The organism is Pseudomonas sp. Arb-4-2C, assembly GCF_055755015.1.
Genome location: NZ_CM146899.1, coordinates 3,603,338 through 3,623,201, shown reverse-complemented (window position 1 = coordinate 3,623,201; position 19,864 = coordinate 3,603,338). Strand labels below are relative to the sequence as shown.

At 60.0% G+C, this 19,864-nt stretch carries 18 protein-coding genes and 4 tRNA genes; 18 read left to right on the top strand and 4 right to left on the bottom strand.

Annotated features, from left to right (window positions below; genetic code table 11):
• Positions 1 to 172: 172 nt before the first annotated feature.
• The 14 genes from accD (at position 173) to AC0J41_RS16140 (ending at position 13,978) form a co-directional block, all read left to right on the top strand.
• Entirely contained in the window at positions 173 to 1,093 is a 921-nt protein-coding gene (gene accD, locus AC0J41_RS16205; RefSeq protein WP_473013021.1) for an acetyl-CoA carboxylase, carboxyltransferase subunit beta, read from the top strand.
• Positions 1,090 to 2,397: a bifunctional tetrahydrofolate synthase/dihydrofolate synthase gene (gene folC, locus AC0J41_RS16200; protein ID WP_473013020.1), complete on the top strand. Its 1,308-nt coding sequence runs from the start codon at positions 1,090 to 1,092 to the stop codon at positions 2,395 to 2,397. Before accD ends, folC begins: the two co-directional genes overlap by 4 nt.
• Positions 2,381 to 3,028, top strand: coding sequence for an SPOR domain-containing protein (locus tag AC0J41_RS16195; protein ID WP_473013019.1), 648 nt, complete (start codon positions 2,381 to 2,383; stop codon positions 3,026 to 3,028). Before folC ends, AC0J41_RS16195 begins: the two co-directional genes overlap by 17 nt.
• 98 nt (positions 3,029 to 3,126) lie before the next feature.
• The gene (locus AC0J41_RS16190; protein WP_007961197.1) at positions 3,127 to 3,687 is read left to right on the top strand and encodes a CvpA family protein; all 561 of its coding nucleotides are present in this window, start codon (positions 3,127 to 3,129) and stop codon (positions 3,685 to 3,687) included.
• A 41-nt stretch (positions 3,688 to 3,728) separates the two neighbouring features.
• Positions 3,729 to 5,234, top strand: a complete 1,506-nt coding sequence (gene purF / locus AC0J41_RS16185) for an amidophosphoribosyltransferase (protein ID WP_007956466.1) — start codon at positions 3,729 to 3,731, stop codon at positions 5,232 to 5,234.
• Between the two features lie 80 nt (positions 5,235 to 5,314).
• A complete protein-coding gene (locus tag AC0J41_RS16180) occupies positions 5,315 to 6,526 on the top strand; it encodes an O-succinylhomoserine sulfhydrylase (RefSeq protein ID WP_025111193.1) in 1,212 nt (403 codons plus the stop codon).
• Positions 6,523 to 7,299, top strand: coding sequence for an SDR family oxidoreductase (locus AC0J41_RS16175; RefSeq protein ID WP_025111194.1), 777 nt, complete (start codon positions 6,523 to 6,525; stop codon positions 7,297 to 7,299). The genes AC0J41_RS16180 and AC0J41_RS16175 overlap by 4 nt, the downstream gene beginning before the upstream one ends.
• Positions 7,300 to 7,516: 217 nt before the next feature.
• Positions 7,517 to 7,592: transfer RNA gene (locus AC0J41_RS16170), tRNA-Val, on the top strand.
• A 55-nt stretch (positions 7,593 to 7,647) separates the two neighbouring features.
• Positions 7,648 to 7,724: transfer RNA gene (locus AC0J41_RS16165), tRNA-Asp, on the top strand.
• A gap of 93 nt (positions 7,725 to 7,817) precedes the next feature.
• Positions 7,818 to 7,894, top strand: a tRNA-Asp gene (locus tag AC0J41_RS16160).
• A gap of 509 nt (positions 7,895 to 8,403) precedes the next feature.
• The gene (locus AC0J41_RS16155; RefSeq protein WP_473013018.1) at positions 8,404 to 11,235 is read left to right on the top strand and encodes a xanthine dehydrogenase family protein molybdopterin-binding subunit; all 2,832 of its coding nucleotides are present in this window, start codon (positions 8,404 to 8,406) and stop codon (positions 11,233 to 11,235) included.
• On the top strand, positions 11,228 to 11,767 hold the full coding sequence (locus tag AC0J41_RS16150) for a (2Fe-2S)-binding protein (RefSeq protein WP_025111196.1): 540 nt from the start codon (positions 11,228 to 11,230) through the stop codon (positions 11,765 to 11,767). Before AC0J41_RS16155 ends, AC0J41_RS16150 begins: the two co-directional genes overlap by 8 nt.
• 2 nt (positions 11,768 to 11,769) lie before the next feature.
• The gene (locus tag AC0J41_RS16145; RefSeq protein WP_025111197.1) at positions 11,770 to 13,005 is read left to right on the top strand and encodes a cytochrome c; all 1,236 of its coding nucleotides are present in this window, start codon (positions 11,770 to 11,772) and stop codon (positions 13,003 to 13,005) included.
• Between the two features lies 1 nt (position 13,006).
• On the top strand, positions 13,007 to 13,978 hold the full coding sequence (locus tag AC0J41_RS16140; RefSeq protein ID WP_025111198.1) for an XdhC family protein: 972 nt from the start codon (positions 13,007 to 13,009) through the stop codon (positions 13,976 to 13,978).
• A 65-nt stretch (positions 13,979 to 14,043) separates the two neighbouring features.
• Here the strand turns inward: AC0J41_RS16140 and AC0J41_RS16135 are convergent, their stop codons facing one another.
• On the bottom strand, positions 14,044 to 15,327 hold the full coding sequence (locus AC0J41_RS16135; RefSeq protein ID WP_473013017.1) for an NAD(P)/FAD-dependent oxidoreductase: 1,284 nt from the start codon (positions 15,325 to 15,327) through the stop codon (positions 14,044 to 14,046).
• A 184-nt stretch (positions 15,328 to 15,511) separates the two neighbouring features.
• Between AC0J41_RS16135 and AC0J41_RS16130 the strand changes: the two genes are divergently transcribed.
• Positions 15,512 to 15,588: transfer RNA gene (locus AC0J41_RS16130), tRNA-Val, on the top strand.
• Positions 15,589 to 16,347: 759 nt separating this feature from the next.
• Positions 16,348 to 16,803, top strand: coding sequence for a DUF2214 family protein (locus AC0J41_RS16125; protein ID WP_473013016.1), 456 nt, complete (start codon positions 16,348 to 16,350; stop codon positions 16,801 to 16,803).
• 220 nt (positions 16,804 to 17,023) lie between these two features.
• On the opposite strand, the gene csrA is transcribed toward AC0J41_RS16125, so the two are convergent.
• Positions 17,024 to 17,218, bottom strand: a complete 195-nt coding sequence (gene csrA, locus AC0J41_RS16120; protein ID WP_003179932.1) for a carbon storage regulator CsrA — start codon at positions 17,216 to 17,218, stop codon at positions 17,024 to 17,026.
• A gap of 250 nt (positions 17,219 to 17,468) precedes the next feature.
• Between csrA and AC0J41_RS16115 the strand changes: the two genes are divergently transcribed.
• Together AC0J41_RS16115 and AC0J41_RS16110 are read left to right on the top strand one after the other, a co-directional pair.
• Positions 17,469 to 17,837 carry an SPOR domain-containing protein gene (locus AC0J41_RS16115; protein WP_025111201.1) on the top strand — a complete coding sequence of 123 codons (369 nt, stop codon included), beginning with the start codon at positions 17,469 to 17,471 and terminating at the stop codon, positions 17,835 to 17,837.
• Positions 17,838 to 17,923: 86 nt separating this feature from the next.
• Entirely contained in the window at positions 17,924 to 18,835 is a 912-nt protein-coding gene (locus AC0J41_RS16110) for a siderophore-interacting protein (protein WP_473013015.1), read from the top strand.
• Between the two features lie 55 nt (positions 18,836 to 18,890).
• On the opposite strand, the gene AC0J41_RS16105 is transcribed toward AC0J41_RS16110, so the two are convergent.
• Together AC0J41_RS16105 and AC0J41_RS16100 are read right to left on the bottom strand one after the other, a co-directional pair.
• Positions 18,891 to 19,580, bottom strand: a complete 690-nt coding sequence (locus tag AC0J41_RS16105) for an endonuclease (protein WP_473013014.1) — start codon at positions 19,578 to 19,580, stop codon at positions 18,891 to 18,893.
• Between the two features lie 4 nt (positions 19,581 to 19,584).
• Positions 19,585 to 19,854 (bottom strand): DUF1654 domain-containing protein, encoded by a 270-nt coding sequence (locus AC0J41_RS16100; protein WP_371262577.1) that lies wholly within the window; start codon positions 19,852 to 19,854, stop codon positions 19,585 to 19,587.
• Positions 19,855 to 19,864 lie beyond the last annotated feature (10 nt).

Here is a 19,864-nt window from a genome sequence, read left to right as displayed (position 1 = left end):
TGCACTTGCACAAAGCAGGCGAGGCTGAGGGTTTTTGGAGTTGCACGCAGGTCATGTTTCGCGCTGACCGCGGCGTTCCACCGACCATCGCCACACACATGAATTTAGCTGAAGGGCATACGCGGGGCTGCGAACCAGAGCGTTCGGGCCGCCGGTACTGGAGAAAGAAAGCATGAGCAACTGGTTAGTAGACAAACTGATCCCTTCGATCATGCGTTCGGAGGTCAAGAAGAGCTCGGTGCCTGAAGGTCTGTGGCACAAATGCCCGTCCTGCGAGGCTGTGCTGTATCGCCCTGAGCTGGAAAAGACCCTGGACGTTTGCCCCAAGTGCAACCACCACATGCGCATCGGCGCACGTGCGCGCATCGACATCTTCCTCGATGCCGAAGGCCGCAACGAACTGGGTGCCGATCTGGAGCCGGTTGACCGTCTGAAATTCCGCGACGGCAAGAAGTACAAGGACCGTCTGGTCGCAGCACAGAAGCAGACCGGCGAAAAAGACGCGCTGATTTCCGTCAGCGGCACCCTGCTGGGCATGCCGGTAGTGGTTTCGGCATTCGAATTCAGCTTCATGGGTGGTTCCATGGGCGCCATCGTCGGTGAGCGCTTCGTGCGCGCCGCCAACTACGCTCTGGAAAACCGTTGCCCGATGATCTGCTTCGCCGCTTCCGGTGGTGCGCGGATGCAGGAAGCGCTGATCTCGCTGATGCAGATGGCCAAGACGTCCGCGGTGCTGGCGCGTCTGCGTGAAGAAGGCATTCCGTTCATCTCGGTACTGACCGACCCTGTCTACGGCGGCGTTTCCGCCAGTCTGGCGATGCTTGGCGACGTGATCGTCGGTGAGCCGAAAGCACTGATCGGCTTCGCCGGTCCGCGTGTGATCGAGCAGACCGTGCGGGAAAAACTGCCGGAAGGCTTCCAGCGCAGTGAGTTCCTGCTGGAGCACGGCGCAATCGACCTGATCATCGATCGTCGTGAGCTGCGTCCACGCCTGGGCAATCTGCTGGCGCAAATGACCGGTCAGCCGACACCGACCTACATTGCCGCTCCAGTCGAGCCAATCGTCGTTCCACCGGTGCCTGCCAACGTATGACCGAGCGTACCCTTGGCGAGTGGCTCGCCTACCTTGAGCAGTTGCATCCATCGGCCATCGACATGGGGCTGGAGCGTTCGCAACAGGTAGCGTCCCGCATGGGGCTGGGCCAGCCGGCGCCTCGGGTGATTACGGTCACCGGCACCAACGGCAAGGGTTCGACCTGCGCCTTCGTGGCTTCATTGCTGCGAGCGCAGGGCCTGAGCGTTGGTGTCTACAATTCTCCGCACCTGCTGCGCTATAACGAGCGGGTGCAGCTCAATGGCGTCGAAGCCACTGATGCACAGCTGTGCGAAGCCTTCGCTGCGGTCGAGACCGGGCGCGGCGAGACCTCCCTGACTTACTTCGAAATGGGCACCCTGGCGGCGTTCTGGCTGTTTCAGCAGGCCGGGCTCGATGCGGTGGTGTTGGAAGTCGGTCTGGGCGGACGCCTGGATACGGTCAACGTGGTGGATGCCGATATCGCGCTGGTCACCAGCATTGGTGTCGACCATGCCGAATACCTGGGTGATACCCGTGAATCCGTGGCTTTCGAAAAGGCCGGGATTTTCCGCCAGGGCAAGCCTGCCTTGTGCGGCGATCTGAATCCTCCGCAGCCCTTGCTCGACAAGGCGCTTGAACTGGCGTGTCCGTTTTTCCTGCGTGGGCGTGATTTCGATCTCGGTATCACCGACCAGCATTGGCAATGGCGCGGTACTGATGCACAGGGCCAGCAGGTCGAACTGCATGATGTGCCGCTGCTGGATCTGCCGATGGAGAACGCCGCGCTGGCATTGCAGGCGTATCTGCTGCTCGATTTGCCGTGGAATGCGCCGCAGATCATCGCGGCCTTGCAGGCGACTCGCGTGGTCGGGCGTCTGGACCGTCGTTCATTCCAGTTCAATGGCAAGCGCCTGAACCTGCTGCTGGATGTGGGGCATAACCCGCACGCGGCGGAGTATCTGAAGCGACGTCTGGCCAGTCGGCCGCCGGTGGGCAAGCGCCTGGCGGTATTCGGCTTGCTCGCAGACAAGGATCTGGATGGTGTTGTCGGCGAATTGAATGCTAGTGTCCAGCATTGGGCCGTCGCGCCGCTGGATTCGCCGCGTTCGCGTCCGGTCAGTGAGTTGCACGCCGGGTTGCAGAACCTTGGCGCATCCGTCACGTCCTATGACAGTGTCGCCGCCGCGCTGGAAGGGCAGTGCGCAGTGGCCACCAGTGACGACGAGATTCTGTTGTTCGGATCATTTTATTGTGTCGCCGAGGCCCTTGAATGGCTGGCCCGGCGCTCCACGGAGGAAGCGGCAAATGGCTTTGCTGGATAAAGCGTACAAGCAGCGCATGGTTGGTGCGCTGGTGCTGGTGGCGCTGGCGGTGATTTTCCTGCCGATGCTGTTTTCCCGTCAGGACGAACAGCGCCAGGTGACGGTCGAGGCGCCCGCCGCGCCGCAAGCACCTGCTGTGCCACAAGTGCAGCTGGAGCCGGTCGCTGTGCCTGAACCGCAAACGCTGCCGCAAGAACCGGTGCCGAGCGATGACGAGGTGGCCGAGCAATCGGCGCCGTCGGCGCCGATTGCACCGGCTCCAGCGCCAGTCGCCAAACCGGTTGCTCCAGCACCGGCGCCGGCGGCCAAGCCGACAGCGGCACCAGCGCAGCCGATTGCTGCGGCCCCGGCCAAGCCTGATACCACGCAAAGCCGTGTCGATGCCAACGGTCTGTCGGTCAGCTGGTCGGTGCAACTGGCCAGCCTGTCGAGCCGCGAGGGTGCGGAGTCTCTGCAGAAAACCCTGCGCAGTCAGGGTTACAACGCCTATATCCGCTCTGCCGATGGCAAGAATCGGGTGTTTGTCGGCCCGTTGATCGAGCGTGCGGAGGCGGATCGTCTGCGTGATGTTTTGAGTCGTCAGCAGAACCTCAAGGGTTTTGTCGTGCGTTTCCAGCCTGAGCGCGGCTAAAAACTATCACCCGGATTGAAATGCACTGACAATCGCAGCTTACCGACAGCGGTGCGCTCTGCTAAAATGCGCCGCCTTATCCGTCTGTAGGCTGCACTGTGCCATTTACCCTGGTTGACTGGGCGATCGTTGCAATCATCGCCATCTCCGCTTTGATCAGTTTGAGCCGCGGCTTCGTCAAGGAAGCATTATCGCTGGTGACCTGGATCATCGCAGGAGCCGTTGCCTGGATGTTCGGTGGCTCACTGTCCGAGTACCTCGCCGGATACATCGAAACCCCATCGGCTCGCGTGATCGCGGGCTGTGCCATCATGTTTGTCGCCACACTGATCGTGGGCGCAATGATCAATTATCTTATCGGCGAGTTGGTTCGCGTTACCGGATTGTCCGGCACCGACCGATTCCTGGGCATGGCCTTTGGCGCAGCGCGTGGCGTGTTGCTGGTGGTCGTGGCAGTCGGGCTGTTGAGCCTGGGGCCGGTACAGCAGGACGGGTGGTGGAAAGAATCACAGCTCGTGCCAAAGTTTCTATTGGTCGCTGACTGGTCCAAAAACCTGATTCTCGGGTGGAGCAGTCAGTGGCTTGCCAGCGGAATCAGCGTACCCGCTGATATTCCGTTCAAGGAGCAGCTCTTGCCGTCGGCCAAAACGCCACAGTGAGTGTTGCTCAGTTCAGATCCATTAAGTAGGGGTTGCGTCGCATGTGTGGCATCGTCGGTATCGTCGGTAAGTCGAACGTCAATCAGGCGCTGTATGACGCGCTAACCGTGCTCCAGCACCGCGGCCAGGACGCTGCCGGTATCGTGACCAGCCATGATGGCCGGTTGTTCTTGCGCAAGGACAATGGTCTGGTGCGTGACGTGTTCCAGCAGCGTCACATGCAGCGTCTGGTCGGCCACATGGGTATCGGCCATGTCCGTTACCCGACCGCCGGCAGCTCGACGTCGGCCGAAGCCCAGCCGTTTTACGTCAACTCGCCTTACGGCATCACCCTGGCGCACAACGGTAACCTGACCAACGTTGAACAGTTGGCCAAAGAGATCTATGAATCCGACCTGCGCCACGTCAACACCAGTTCCGACTCGGAAGTGCTGCTGAACGTGTTCGCTCACGAACTGGCCCAGCGCGGCAAGCTGCAGCCGACCGAAGAAGACGTATTTGCCGCCGTGACCGACGTGCACAACCGTTGCGTTGGCGGTTACGCGGTGGTGGCGATGGTCACCGGTTACGGCATCGTCGGTTTCCGTGACCCGCACGGCATTCGTCCTATCGTGTTCGGTCAGCGTCACACCGACGAAGGCGTCGAGTACATGATCGCGTCCGAAAGCGTTTCGCTGGATGTGCTCGGTTTCACCCTGATTCGCGATCTGGCCCCGGGCGAAGCGGTCTACATCACCGAAGACGGCAAGCTGCATACCCGTCAGTGCGCGACCAACCCGTCCCTGACCCCGTGCATCTTCGAACACGTTTACCTGGCGCGTCCGGACTCGATCATCGACGGTGTGTCGGTGTACAAGGCTCGTCTGCGCATGGGCGAGAAGCTCGCCGAGAAGATCCTGCGCGAGCGTCCGGAGCACGACATCGACGTGGTCATCCCGATTCCGGACACCAGCCGTACCGCTGCGCTGGAGCTGGCGAACCACCTGGGCGTGAAATTCCGCGAAGGTTTCGTCAAGAACCGTTACATCGGTCGTACCTTCATCATGCCGGGCCAGGCCGCGCGCAAGAAGTCGGTGCGTCAGAAGCTCAACGCCATCGAGCTGGAATTCCGCGGCAAGAACGTGATGCTGGTCGATGACTCGATCGTGCGCGGCACCACTTGCAAGCAGATCATCCAGATGGCTCGCGAAGCTGGCGCGAAAAACGTCTACTTCTGCTCGGCGGCTCCGGCAGTGCGCTTCCCGAACGTTTACGGGATCGACATGCCGAGCGCGCACGAGCTGATCGCACACAATCGTTCGACTCAGGACGTGGCGGATCTGATCGGCGCTGACTGGCTGATCTATCAGGACCTGCCTGACTTGATCGAAGCGGTCGGTGGCGGCAAGATCAAGATCGAGAACTTCGATTGCGCGGTGTTCGACGGCAAGTACGTCACCGGCGACGTCGACGAGGCCTACCTGAACAAGATCGAGCAGGCACGCAATGATGCCTCCAAGGTCAAGACCCAGGCGGTCAGTGCGATCATCGATCTGTACAACAACTGAGTTTCTACCGGCCCTGAGGGGCCGGTTTTGTATCTGGCAAAAGACTTTTACTTATTCAGAACAGGGCAAGGAGTGACAGCATGAGTCAGGAATGGGATGCCGGTCGGCTGGACAGCGACCTTGAAGGCGTAGCGTTCGATACCCTGGCCGTACGTGCCGGTCAGCACCGTACGCCGGAAGGCGAACACGGTGATCCGATGTTCTTCACCTCCAGCTACGTGTTCCGTACTGCGGCCGACGCGGCGGCGCGGTTTGCCGGGGAAGTGCCGGGCAACGTTTACTCGCGTTACACCAACCCGACCGTGCGCGCGTTCGAAGAGCGCATTGCCGCACTGGAAGGCGCCGAGCAAGCCGTTGCCACCGCCACTGGCATGGCCGCGATCATGGCGGTGGTGATGAGCCTTTGCAGCGCCGGCGATCACGTGCTGGTGTCGCGCAGTGTGTTCGGTTCGACCATCAGCCTGTTCGAGAAATACTTCAAGCGTTTCGGCGTGGAAGTCGATTACGTGCCGCTTGCCGATCTGTCGGCGTGGGATGCGGCAATCAAGCCGAACACCAAGCTGCTGTTCGTCGAGTCGCCGTCCAACCCGCTGGCTGAATTGGTGGACATCTCTGCGCTGGCAGAAATCGCTCACGCCAAAGGCGCGATGCTGGTGGTCGACAACTGCTTCTGCACGCCTGCGCTGCAGCAGCCGCTGAAAATGGGTGCGGACATCGTCGTGCACTCGGCGACCAAGTTCATCGACGGTCAGGGCCGTTGCATGGGTGGCGTGGTGGCCGGGCGCAGCGAGCAGATGAAAGAAATTGTCGGTTTCCTGCGTACCGCCGGCCCGACCCTGAGCCCGTTCAACGCGTGGATCTTCCTCAAGGGGCTGGAAACCCTCAACCTGCGGATGAAGGCGCACTGCGCCAACGCCCAGCAACTGGCTGAATGGCTGGAGCAGCAGGACGGTATCGAGAAAGTCCATTACGCCGGTCTCAAGAGCCATCCGCAGCACGAACTGGCCCAGCGTCAGCAGAAGGGCTTCGGTGCTGTGGTGAGTTTTGAGGTCAAGGGCGGCAAAGAGGGCGCCTGGCGCTTTATCGACGCCACCCGGTTGATTTCGATCACTGCCAACCTCGGTGACAGCAAAACCACCATTACCCACCCGAGCACCACCTCCCACGGCCGTCTGGCGCCACAGGAGCGTGAGGCGGCGGGCATTCGTGACAGCCTGATCCGCATTGCGGTCGGTCTGGAAGATGTGGCGGATCTGCAGGCCGATCTGGCGCGCGGTCTGGCGGCGTTGTGATCGAGTTGTCTACGCCGGTGGCAGGCACTCATGGCCGCGTTGCGTTGGTCACCGGTGCTGCGCGCGGCATCGGTCTGGGTATCGCGGCGTGGCTGATCAGCGAAGGCTGGCAAGTGGTGCTGACGGATCTGGATCGCGCGCGCGGTTCGAAAGTGGCGAAGGTGCTGGGCGAAAATGCCTGGTTCATCGCCATGGACGTCGCGGATGAAGGCCAGGTCGCGCTCGGCGTCGCTGAAGTGCTTGGGCAGTTTGGTCGTCTGGATGCACTGGTGTGCAACGCGGCAGTGGCCGATCCGCACAACATCACCCTGGAAAGTCTCGATCTGGCGTACTGGAATCGCGTGTTGGCGGTAAACCTCAGTGGGCCAATGTTGCTGGCCAAGCACTGTGCGCCGTATCTACGCGCGCACAACGGTTCGATCGTCAACCTGGCCTCGACCCGTGCACGGCAATCGGAGGCTGATTCCGAGGCATATGCGGCGAGCAAGGGCGGCCTGTTGGCGCTGACGCATGCGCTGGCTATCAGTCTTGGGCCGGAGATTCGCGTTAATGCGGTCAGTCCGGGCTGGATCGATGCGCGGGATCCTTCTGCGCGTCGAGCCGAGCCTTTGGCCGATGCCGATCATGCTCAGCACCCAGCGGGCAGGGTAGGGACGGTCGAGGACGTCGCAGCGATGGTTGCGTGGTTGCTGTCGAGGAATGCCGGGTTTGTCACCGGGCAGGAGTTTGTCGTCGATGGCGGCATGACCAAGAAGATGATTTACAGCGAATAAACCGCATAAGTATTCGGGCTTCTGCGCTGAATATGCCGCCGTCTTCGCGAGCAAGCCCGCTCCCACATTTGGAATGCATCCCCCTGTGGGAGCGGGCTTGCTCGCGAAGGCGGTCTTGCAGGATAGAAACAATTTCGTCTTTTTCAGAAAAACTTCAATCCTGCTATTGACTTAGGTTCGCTACCTGCGTAAATTTCGCGGCCTCGGAGATGCAAACGGGTGATTAGCTCAGCTGGGAGAGCGTCTGCCTTACAAGCAGAATGTCGGCGGTTCGATCCCGTCATCACCCACCACTCCCGAGAGACTTGCGAAAGCAAGAGCGTAGGCTGAAAGTGCCTGCACCGACGCGCAGCGGTAGTTCAGTCGGTTAGAATACCGGCCTGTCACGCCGGGGGTCGCGGGTTCGAGTCCCGTCCGCTGCGCCATATTTTACGAGTCAGGCCTTGCCTGGTTCGCGATTGAAAAGCACCGAAGCTTTCAATTAAACGAGTTACTTGAGCGCAAGCTCAAAGCGATACGCAGCGGTAGTTCAGTCGGTTAGAATACCGGCCTGTCACGCCGGGGGTCGCGGGTTCGAGTCCCGTCCGCTGCGCCATATCTGTTTCAAGGACCACTGAACGCCTTGAAGCACCGAAAACAGCCTCTGGTTGATTCGGATCCGATAGCAAAGACCCTGGTCGAAAGACCGGGGTTTTTTGTGTCTGAAATTTGGCTATTCCTTCTTATTTATCTTGTCTCCCTTCTGATCGCTGGCGCTACGTTTGGCGCATATCCCTGTGGCTGCGGGCTTGCTCGCGAAAGCGCTCTTTCAGTCAATGCAAGTGTTGAATGTTCCGATGCCTTCGCGAGCAAGCCCGCTCTCACAGGGGGGGCGGTAGGTTCAGGAATCTGCTGCGGTACCACGTCGCATTGATTTTTTGATTCTTTAGTCAAATTTTTGTAACTGGTTGTTTGCTGCGAGCCCAGAAACCTTTAAAGTTAACCTTTCGGTCAGCTTTGCACTGTCATCACGCCCTTTGTTTAGCCAAGAAGGGCTTCTGCAAGACTCGAGATTCCCAGTAGATAACCAGAAGGGCGGACACATAACCGCCCAGAGGATGATCCATGTCCAACCGTGATATATCCCGGCGCTCGTTCCTCCAGGGCGGGCTGGTGGCGGGTGTGAGCGTCACGCTCGCGCCGCTCAGCAGTCAGGCGCTGGCTGCCTTGATGGAAAACAGCGTCACCGTGCCGTCCGAGAAGTGGCTCGGCAACAACGGCAAGGCGCGCCAACGTAACGATGCATTGTCCAAGGTCTGCGGCAGCAAAGTCTTTGCCCGCGACATTCGCTCCAAGGACATGCCGGGCTGGCCTGAACAACAGGGTCACGCCATGCTGCTCAAAACCATCAAGGCCGACCGTATTTATGACGGTTACGACCTGTCGTGGCTCGGCGCCGAGCTGCAGCCCGACCGCATCGTCACCGCTGCCGATCTGGACAAGGACGGTATCGTTTTCCCGGAAGAGCACGCCCCGGATCCATTGCTGCCCGAAGGCAAAGTGCCGATGTTCATCGGTCATCCGGTAGCGATCCTGATCTGGAACGATTTCGAGCGTTTCCGCCAGGCCAAGAACAAGCTCAAATTCAATGACAAGGCGATTCGTTACGGTGCACAAGTGCCGTACTACGAAGGCGACCCCTATGGCAGCTTCCGTTACGTGCGCGTGGGTGGCCCGACCTCGGCCGACGAAGACGAATTCGCCAGCCTCAAGGATTCGATCCTGTTCCCGATGCTGAAAAACCGTCGCCCGGTGTGGAATTCCCAGCCGAACCTGCACGGCAACCTGACCGAGCGTGGTCTGTTCTACGCCGACCGCATGAAGAAAGAGATCGATACGCCGCCGGACAACTGGCTGGTGTTCGACGAACGTTACAAGACCCCGTCGATTGAACCTGCCGCGATGGAGCCGGACAACGGCAACGGCTGGTACGACCCAGCAACCAAAACCCTGCACTTCGTCGTGGCCACCCAGTGCCCATTGGAAGCTGCGACCGAGACCGCGAAAATGATCGCGCCGTCGCGCTTTGGCCTGGCCAACCTGAACATGCATCCGGGTTACACCGTGGGTTACGGTTCCAAAGACCACAACATCTTCGTCTACTACGCCGCCCTTGCGGCGCTGTACGGCGCCGGTGTACCGATCCGTTTGGCCAACGACCGCTACGAGCAGTTCCAGAGCGGCATCAAGCGTCACCCGTTCGACATCCGCTACCAGTTGGCGGTGGACAAGAACGACTACAGCTTCAAGATTTTCCGCGCAGAAATGAGCGTCGACGGCGGTGGTCGTATCAACTACAGCCCGTCGGTGGCAGCAGTGGGTGCCACGGCAGCACAGTCGATCTATTACATGCCGCAGAACGATCTGCAGGTCACCGCTTACCACTCCCGTGGTGTTGAGGCGGGTTCGATGCGCGGCTACGGCACGCTGCAAAGCATGGCCTCGACCGAAATGATGGTCGACGAAATTGCCAATCGACTCGGTGTCGACGCGATTGATCTGCGCCGCAAGAACGCCTTGCGTTCGGGCATGAAAAACACCCAGGGCGCGATTCCGGCCGGTGCCCTGCGCCTGCACGAGATTCTCGACAAGGCCTCGGTGCACGAAGTCTGGAAAAATCGTGACGCGATCAAGAAACAGCGCGAAGCGGCAGATCCGGACAACTGGTACGGCGTCGGTTTCGCCATTTGCCAGAAAGACTTCGGTACCGGTTCGGAAGCGCCGATGGCCAGCATCGAATTCACCGCTGAAGGTCGCATTACCCTGCGCCACATCGGTATCGAGATCGGCACCGGCATGTCCACTTCGCAAGCGCTGGTGGTGGCTGATTTCCTCGGCAGCCCGGCGCATGACGTGAAGACTGGCGAAACCGAATGGAAGGAGATGCAACTGATCACCAGCGGCAACCCTTACATCATGAGCCAGGCCGAACAGGACAACCTGCTGCGCAACCCGCGCTGGGTCGGCAAGCTGGCCTCGGCGTCGTCCGCGACCAACTCGGCTTACTACTTCAGTCACGCTACCCGTGAAGCAGCACGCGTGCTGTTCAACAACGGTCTGTGGCCGGCGGCCATGGAAATCTGGCGTCAGGGCCCTTACGGCGGTCAAGCCAACCCTTACGTCGTGCGTCGCGAAGATGCGCATTGGGTCGATGGCAAACTCACTGCCAACGGCATGCAGCCGTTGACCTTTGAAGAGCTGGCCAAGCGTGCTCACGAGCGTGGTCTGGTAACCGGCGCCACTGTTCACGCGTTCAACCGCTGGAGCTGGGCCGAGGCCGAATACAGCATTGACGGTGTGCGCGAGCGTCTGCCGCTCGACGGTCTGGCGGTGAAGTACGGCGATGGCGCGCCGAAGGCGAAGAAAGCGCTGATGAACACGGCGGGCTTCCATCTGCTGGATCGCCAGAACATCAACTACCCGGTTGTCCAGCTGAACAATGCAGCTGTGACTTACTACAGCCCGGTGGCGACGCTGGTAGAGCTGAAAGTCAACAAAGGTTCGGCGGAAGTCGAAGTGCTCAACCACCATTCGTGGGTCGAGTGCGGCCGGGTGCTGGTCGAAGAACTGGTCAAGGGCCAGCTCGAAGGCGGGATCGCCATGGGTATCGGTCACGCGCTGATGGAAGAGATGCCGCTGTACGAAGGCGGGCCGGGGGAGGGTGACTGGAACTTCAACCGTTATCGCCTGCCGATGGCCCGCCACGTGGCTGTGTGGAAGCAGACCGCGGAGATTCTGCCGCCGCTGTCGCCAAGCGATCCATCCAAAGGCATCGCCGAAGTGGTGATGATCCCGGTGGTCGGTGCCATCGGTAACGCCGTGGCGCACGCCATCGGTAAACGTGTTCGCGATCTGCCAATCACTGCTGCGCGCATCAAGGAGGCCCTCAATGGCTAACCGTCCGCTTCAACTGACCCTCAATGGTCAATCCGTCGGCCCGGTGGACATCCCTGATGACCTGCCGATGATCGACTACCTGCACGAATACAAGAACCTCACCGGTTCGCGCCTGGGCTGCGGCCAGGGCATCTGCCACGCCTGCGTGGTGATCGTCGACAACCCGGACGGCACCAGCGAAGAAGTGCGCACCTGCATCACCGGCGCGCATTACTTCGAAGGCAAGAAAGTGCGCACCATCGAAGCTCACGCCAAACGTGACGAGCAGGGTCAGGTCACTGAGCTGAACCCGATCCAGCAACGCTTCGTCGACGAATTCGCCTTCCAGTGCAGCTACTGCGCACCGGGCTTCGTCAACGCCGCGACGGTGTTGGTGGAGAAGCTGCAGCGCCAGCCGATCGCCAAGAGCAAGCTGGAACAGGTCATTGAGGACAGCCTCGGTCATCACGTCTGCCGTTGCACCGGGTACGTGCGTTACTACAACGCCACCCGCAACGTGCTGACCGATCTCGGCCTGGTCAAGGAGGGTTGAGCATGAAGCATCTACTGACCCGCCTGACCCTGGCGGTCGGGCTGGCTGCGCCGGTGTTGTTTGCCCACGCCGACGATCAGGTCAAGCGCGGCGAATACCTCGCCCGCGCGGCCGACTGCATGGCGTGCCACACCGCGCCGGGCGGCGCGCCGTTTGCTGGCGGGCTGCCGATCGTCTCACCGTTCGGCACGATCTACGGCACCAACATCACGCCGAGCAAAGAGCACGGCATCGGCCTGTACAGCGATGATGAATTCTTCGCTGCGCTGACCGAGGGCAAGCGTCGCGACGGCGCTAATCTGTACCCGGCGATGCCGTACACCTCGTATCACCTGGTGCCGCGTGAAGATTCCGACGCGATCCACGCGTACCTGAAAACCATCGAGCCGATCGAGCGCGCCGCGCCTGTCACCAGCCTGAGCTTTCCGTTCAACGTGCGTCTGGGCCTGATGGGCTGGAACATGATGTATGGCAAAGCCCTGAAACTGGAGTCGGCCGAAGGTAAAAGTGAATCCTGGAAGCGCGGCCAATACATGGTCGAGGTGCTCGGTCATTGCGGCGAATGCCACACGCCACGCGGCCTGCCGGGCGCGATGCAGCTGGACAAGCGCCTGACTGGCGGCATCCTCAACGGTTATCTCGCGCCAAGCCTGCTCGCCACCGATCTGGCGGCGCGCGGCTGGAATCAGCAGGACTTGAGTACGTTCCTCAAGCACGGCATGAGTGCTCAGGGCACGATGTTCAACGAGATGTTCCCGGTATTCCACAACAGCACCCAGGGCCTGAACGATCAGGATCTGGCAGCGATGGCGACGTTCCTGCTCGGCGACAAACCACCAGCAGCCAAAGAACTCGTCGAGGTGCCGGTGGACAAGCTCAGTCCGAGCGCCCAGCGCGGCCGTCAGGAATATTTGAACGTCTGCGCCGGTTGCCATGCGGCCGGTGGTGAAGGCAAGCCGCACATCGCCGTGGCCATGCGTGGCAATACCACGCTGCGTCTGGAGGATCCGCGCAACCTGGTGCGGGTGATCGAGGATGGTATCGGCGAGCAGAAATTCGCCGGGTTCGAACACATGCAGCCGATGCCGGGTTTTGCCGACAAGCTCAGCGCTGAACAACTGACCGATCTGCTGAACTACCTGCGTCAAGGCTGGGGTGGTCAATCGGCAGAGCTGGCGGTCAGCGATGTGCAGAAACTGCAGGCTGAAGTCCCGGCCATCGAGCACAAGGCGCACTGACATGCAGCATCTCGATCTGCAAGTGGTACGGCGGGCGCTGGAGTGGTCGGTGGCGGGGCAGCGCATCTGGCTCTGCACCGTGCTGACCACCTACGGCTCGGCGCCGCGTGCGCCGGGTTCACTGTTGGCAGTGAACGATGGTGGGCAGTGGATCGGGTCGCTGTCCGGTGGCTGCGTCGAGGAAGACTTTCTAGAGCGCGTGGCGCAAGGCGCGTTTCTCGATGCGGTCAATGTGGTGCGTTACGGCGAAGGGGATGATCCGCGCTCGCGGGTCAGCCTGCCCTGTGGCGGCATTCTCGACGTACTGGTAGAGAAATTTGACGCCGACTGCGAGGTGCAGGCGCATCTGCGTGAGCTCGAATCGGCGTTGCTCGGACAGCGTCGTCTGATTCGCGAAGTCGATCTGGCCAGTGGTGCGCGCAGTCTGTTCGCTGATCGCGAGCAGGGTGTGCGCATTGAGCGTGAGATCGACCGGGTGCGTATTCGCATGGGAGCCGCTCAGCGTTTGTTGCTGGCCGGATACTCCAGCGTGGCACAGGCGTGCGCCGAATTTGCGGTTGGTCTGGGCTTTGAAGTGATTCTCTGCGACCCGCGTGATGAAGTGCTTGAGGGCGTGGTGTTGAATGGTGTGGAGATTCGCCGGCAACTGCCGTCGGTGTTCATTGCCGACGGTGGCTGTCACCGCGATACCGCGGTGGTGGCGTTGACCCACGATCCGCGTATCGATGACCTGGCGATGATGGAAGCGGTGCGCACCGAAGCGTTTTACATCGGTGTCATGGGCTCGCAGCAAACCTCGCAGAAACGCTTCGAGCGCTTGCGCAGGATCGGTGGGCTGGGCGAGGTCGAGCTGGCGCGGATTCATGCGCCGATCGGCTTGAACCTGGGCAGCAAGACACCGGCGGAGATCGCCTTGGCAGTGCTCGCTGACATCTTGCGGATCCGTAGCGGGATTGCTCGGGATCAACTCTGAAACAAGCTGGTAGCGTACTTTTTGTGGCGAGGGGATAAATCCCCTCGCCACATGTGTTTTTGCAGTCAGAATCCGAATTTGTCGCGCAACCCGTAATACCACGCGCCCAGCGCGGCAAACGGCGTACGCAGCAACTGCCCTCCCGGGAACGGGTAGTGCGGCAGGTCGGCAAACGCATCAAAACGCTCGGCCTGGCCGCGCAATGCTTCGGCCAGCACCTTGCCGGCCAGGTGCGTGTAGGTCACGCCGTGGCCGCTGCAGCCCTGCGAGTAATAGATGTTGTCGTCCAGGCGGCCAACCTGCGGCAAGCGCGACAGGGTCAGCAGGAAGTTGCCCGTCCACGCGTAGTCGATCTTCACATCCTTCAGTTGCGGGAAGGCCTTGAGCATTTTCGGGCGGATGATCGCTTCGATGTTCGCCGGATCGCGCGCGCCATAAACCACTCCGCCGCCGAAGATCAGGCGCTTGTCGCCCGTCAGGCGGTAGTAGTCGAGCAGGTAATTGCAGTCTTCGACGCAGTAATCCTGTGGCAGCAATGATTTCGCCAGTTCTTCGCCCAGTGGTTCGGTGGTGATCACCTGCGTGCCGCACGGCATGGACTTGGCTGCCAGTTCCGGCACCAGATTGCCGAGGTAGGCGTTGCCGGCGACGATGATGAACTTGGCCCTGACCTTGCCCTGTGGCGTGTGCACCACCGGGTTGGCGCCGCGCTCGATGCGTATGGCCGGCGATTGCTCGTAGATCGTACCGCCGAGGGATTCCACGGCGGCGGCCTCACCCAGCGCCAGGTTCAGCGGGTGGATGTGGCCGCCGCTCATGTCGAGCATGCCGCCGACGTACTGATCGCAGGCCACCACTTCGCGAATGCGGCGCTCGTCCAGCAACTCCAGTTGCGTATGGCCGAAGCGTTCCCACAGGCGCTTCTGCGATTCCAGGTGGCCCATCTGCCTGACGGAGAGGGCGGCGAACACGCCGCCGTCCTTCAGGTCGCACTGGATGTTGTACTTGGCGACGCGCTCACGAATGATCCGTCCGCCCTCGAATGCCATCTGCCCGAGCAATTGCGCCTGCTTGGGTCCGACAGTGCGTTCAATGACGTCGATGTCGCGGCTATAGCTGTTGACGATCTGCCCGCCATTACGCCCAGACGCCCCGAAACCGACCCTGGCCGCTTCCAGCACCGTCACGCGAAAACCGTTCTCCAGCAGAAACAGCGCCGAGGACAGCCCGGTATACCCGGCGCCAATCACACAGACATCCGTCTCCACATCATCCTGCAAGGCTGGACGTGGCGGTACGGCATTGGCCGACGCAGCGTAATAAGACTCTGGGTAAGGGGTGTTCGCCATCCTGCAGCCTCTGTTTAATATATTTTACGAGTGCGCCGATGCTACCCGAGTTGAAAAACCTCCGCCAGCCACCGAAAAAATCTTCTTCACTGGGCCGAAATTAAATATTTTGCATATTCATAGGGTTAGGTGAAAAAAAGGTGTTGACACCCCTCCGGAATTCCGTAGAATGCCGCCTCACAGCAGGCACGTAGCTCAGTTGGTTAGAGCACCACCTTGACATGGTGGGGGTCGTTGGTTCGAGTCCAATCGCGCCTACCAAACAAAATCCGCTCTGCTGGGCGGTCTAGAAGGGCCCACCGAAAGGTGGGCCCTTTTTTGTTGTCTGCGATTTGCAAAACCCACCCCTCAGAACGCCAGTGCGGCGTTAACCTCAATGAGTTCGCCCTGTCTTTCTATTTGCTCCAGGCGCGGGCCCGTCATCAAAAACCGGCTATTTGCCGAGACGTGCTTGATCAACTACTCAATAACAGGTGGGACAAGGCGAATGTGGCGGATCGCTTTACGGGCGCTCGAGATCCCTGGCGTCAATGATCAGGTCTGCTGCCCCTACACCTAAGTCGTGATGCCGAGGCATTGCTTGCTTCTCTCGCTGGGTTTCCAGCCGTGCTTGAGTAGTGCTTCCCGTGCAGGTAAAAAAGGCATTCCTTCCTTGATGGGAATTTCATGATGTCGGCCGACAAAAATACCGTTCGTCGCCAGCGACCTTTAAAATTGTGTGGATATTGAATGGCTTACGAGCGTTACGAACTAACCGGTTATCAAAAAAACGTTGTTACCTGGGGTGGATTTCAGTAACATTCGCCCCGCGTTCACCACCACGGTTTATGCATTTTTAAATCCCAAGCTTCCATCAGCTGCTTGGGATTTTTTTTGCCTGCGATTTGGCAAATCGCGCTTTCTGCCTCCCTGCTTCCTGCGCGAAGCTTTCTGGCCCCACGATGGTGTGTGGGCGCAACTGACTTTTTTCGACTACTACTGACTGGCGTTTTCCAGCGCTTTCTCAAAGGAGTTCGTCGAATGCTGGTTCACTGGTTTCTTGCCGCTATTCATCTATTGGCCTTTGCCTTGGGCTTCTGGGCCGTATTGACCCGTGGCACGGCGTTCTGTCAGCTGGCGGCTGGCGTCGGCGAGGCCAAGCGCGTTTTGCTTGCCGATAATCTGTGGGGGATTGCTGCGCTGGTGCTGCTGGTGACCGGTGGCATGCGCGCCTTCGGCGGCCTTGAAAAGGGCACTGACTACTATCTGCACCAGCCGTTGTTTCATTTGAAAATGACGCTGTTCGTGCTGATTCTGCTGATAGAGCTGGCGCCGATGATCACGCTGGTGAAGTGGCGGATCGCATCATCGCGAGGCAAGGCGCTCGATACCGGACGTGCAAAGCTGTATGCGCGGATCAGTCACGTCGAGGCGCTGCTGTTGGTGCTGATGGTTATTGCAGCCACTGGCATGGCGCGAGGCGTGACGTTCAGCTAACAGGGAAATTCTCTGTGTTCTCTCGGAAATGTCTGACAGCCAGGCTGGGCCGTCGCAGGTAGTATCGCGCTGCAAGAGAGAAGGGGGCGGATGAAGCGGAGGGGATGAATGTGTCAGGCGCCGTGCCCAGTGGACTGGGGAGCGGATGGCAATACGGCGCGTGAATCTCTAGCCAGTCATTACGCAGAGCAAACGAACTGGCTACTGACTGCGATGCGGCTCAGGGAGTTTGTGGCTTGTCCGGCGCGGTCAGGCCAGCCTGAATGCGCTGATAAATCTCTTCACGGTGTACGGCAACGTTTTTCGGGGCGTTGATGCCGATGCGGACTTGCTGACCGCTTACGCCGAGGATGGTGATCGTAATGTCATCACCAATGTTTATGCTTTCACCGACTTTGCGGGTGAGTATCAGCATGGTCTTCTCCTTGATTGCTTTGTAGGGCACCTGATTCAGACAGTGCAGAGGTCGGTGGTACGTATAGATTAGTGCGAAGTCTCACGGTTTGGGTGCCTCTTTCTGACGCGCAGATACGGCATTAATTCCCAGGGCGTAACTATACAGAGGCTGCAATCATCAATCTCGTTGTTTTGTGCCCATTTTGCGGGCCTCGCGAAGTATTTATGAATGTTAAGATCGCCGCTTTGAGATTTTCGAGGAAAGCGTTGTGCGCAAATTGGTCTGGATGGTCGCGGCACTGGCATTGGCAGGATGTGGTGAAGGCAAGAGTGTAGACGTGCAGAAGCCGAAAACCGCAGTGGTGGCCGCACCTGCAGCGGTGTCGGCCCCGCAGTGGGACCTCGAAGTACGCGGTGAAACGCCCCAGGCTGTCAGTGACCTGAGTGGCTGGTTGATCGAGCATGCTTTTGTGCCGACCGTGATCAAGGACAGCAGCGGCAAGACGCGGATCCTGATTGGCCCGTTCAACTCCCAGGCCGAGGCTGAAGCGCGCAAGGTACAAGTGGATGCGGCATTGGTGAAGGCCAAGAAGCAGAACGTCGAATCGGTGATTGTGGAGCATCCGCTCGCGCCGTAAGCAGCACTTTCAGCGGAGCGGCCTAAAGGACATCGCAGGCGACTCGTCTTATACGAGTCAATCACGATTTTCTGCAGGAGCTCCGCATGGCCTCCACCGCTCCCTATAAACTCTTCAATGCGGTTCTGCACCGCAAGACGCTGGTAAGTCCGCACATGATGCGGATCACGCTCGCCGACCCCTCGATCCGCGGCATGGCCACCTGGGCGCCGGACCAGCGCGTCAAACTGTTCTTCCCTTCTGAAGATGGAACCCCCGCAACGCTCGCGCAGGAGGAGGGCTGGTACGCGCGCTTTCGGTCGATGCTCGCGAGCCGTCAACCGGCGATGCGCACTTACACCATTCGTCATTTGCGCGCTGATCTAGGCGAGGTCGACATCGACTTCGTCCTGCACGGCGAGACCGGTCCTGCTTCGCGTTGGGCGTTGCATGCGCAGCCGGGCGCCTCGATGCAGATTCTCGCTCCCGACAGCGGGTTTTCGGCGCTGGAGGCCGGAGGGTTCGAATGGAAGCCGCCGCAGGTGCTCAGGCAGGTTTTGCTGGTGGCCGATGCGACGGCATTGCCGGCGGCCATGGGCATTCTCGAAGCGTTGGCCGCCATGGCCGAACCGCCCCAGGTTCAAGCGTATTTTGAAGTGGACAGCGCGCCAGACATGCTTTCGGTGCCGGACTGGCCCGGGCTGTCGGTGCAGTGGCTGGTTCGTGATCAGGCGCCGGCAGGGGTTGCTGGTGCGTTGATGGCAGACGCAGTGCAACAGGCGTTCCTGCCGGCAGATGATTCCCCGGCCGGGCAAGCTACCGAACTGGCTGAGGTCGATATCGACCAGGACATCCTCTGGGAGATTGCCAACACCGCGCCTGAAGGATTCTATGGCTGGATTGCCGGCGAAAGCGCAGCGGTCATGCGCTTGCGCAAGCATCTGATCAAGGCATGCGGCATCTCGCGTGAATCGCTCAATTTGATGGGGTACTGGCGCTACAACAAGGCTGGCAGCTAGGCACAAAAAAGGCCTCGAACACCACGTTCGAGGCCTTTTCTTTTGGGCTGGAGGATCAGCCGCAGGCTTTCAGGTTCACCGGGCCGACAAATTCATTGCCGCGCCCCATCACACACGCCACGCTCTGGTTGCGTTGGCGTTCCCAGTCTTGCACCGGGTAAGTCTTGTCCCACGCCTCGTACAGCTGTCGATCCTGTTTCGACAGACGCAAGCCGTACTGCTTGCTCATGTAGAAGTAGGTGCGAGCGATCATGCCGCGAATCGACGGGCGCGGCATGACCTTCTTGGCCTTGAAGTCGACCTGGGTCAGGCACGAGCCGTACTGGCCGGATTGCACCGGCAGCCAGCCGTAACTGAAGTTGCTGCGATCACCGTTGACCTCGCCAATGCTCGGCACCAGATTGTGCAGATCGGCTTCGGCTTTCTGATAGCTCGGGTCATAGCGCGTGCAGTTCTTGCGCCCGCCCGACTGCCAGCATTGACGCTGATGGCCGAACTCCCACGCCGGCATGATGTGCTCCCACTCGATGCGCGAGGCGCGCTTGGCATTTTTGCGCGGCACGTAGCCACAAGCCTTCAAGTCCACCTTGTTGCCGGTGTACTTGCACCCGCAGTAAAACTCGGTGGACTGCGGTGCATAGAGTTTCCAGGCGACCTTCTTGGCTTCGGTAAACGTGCGGGGCGCGCCAGCCTGGGCACCACACGCGATGAACAGCAACAGTAAAGCAAAACAGCGGACACTCATTGAATCAATCTTCCTTCGGCACAACCCAAAAAATCTGCACGCCACCATCGTCGCGATAGGCGAGTGTGACGTTGTCGTTCTCGTCGATTTCCTCGAGCAGTTGCTCCCAGGCATCCATCGGCTCGTCCGGCAGACGGAAGATCAATGCGGCTTTGGCTTTTTGTGCGGTGGGAGAATTGATGATTTTCTGAACGCGCATGCCCATGCGTTCGTAAGCGTCAGGAGCATCAGGAGAGGTGGCCACGAGGTTATCCTTGTTAAGCTGTACGTGCATACAGTATTTA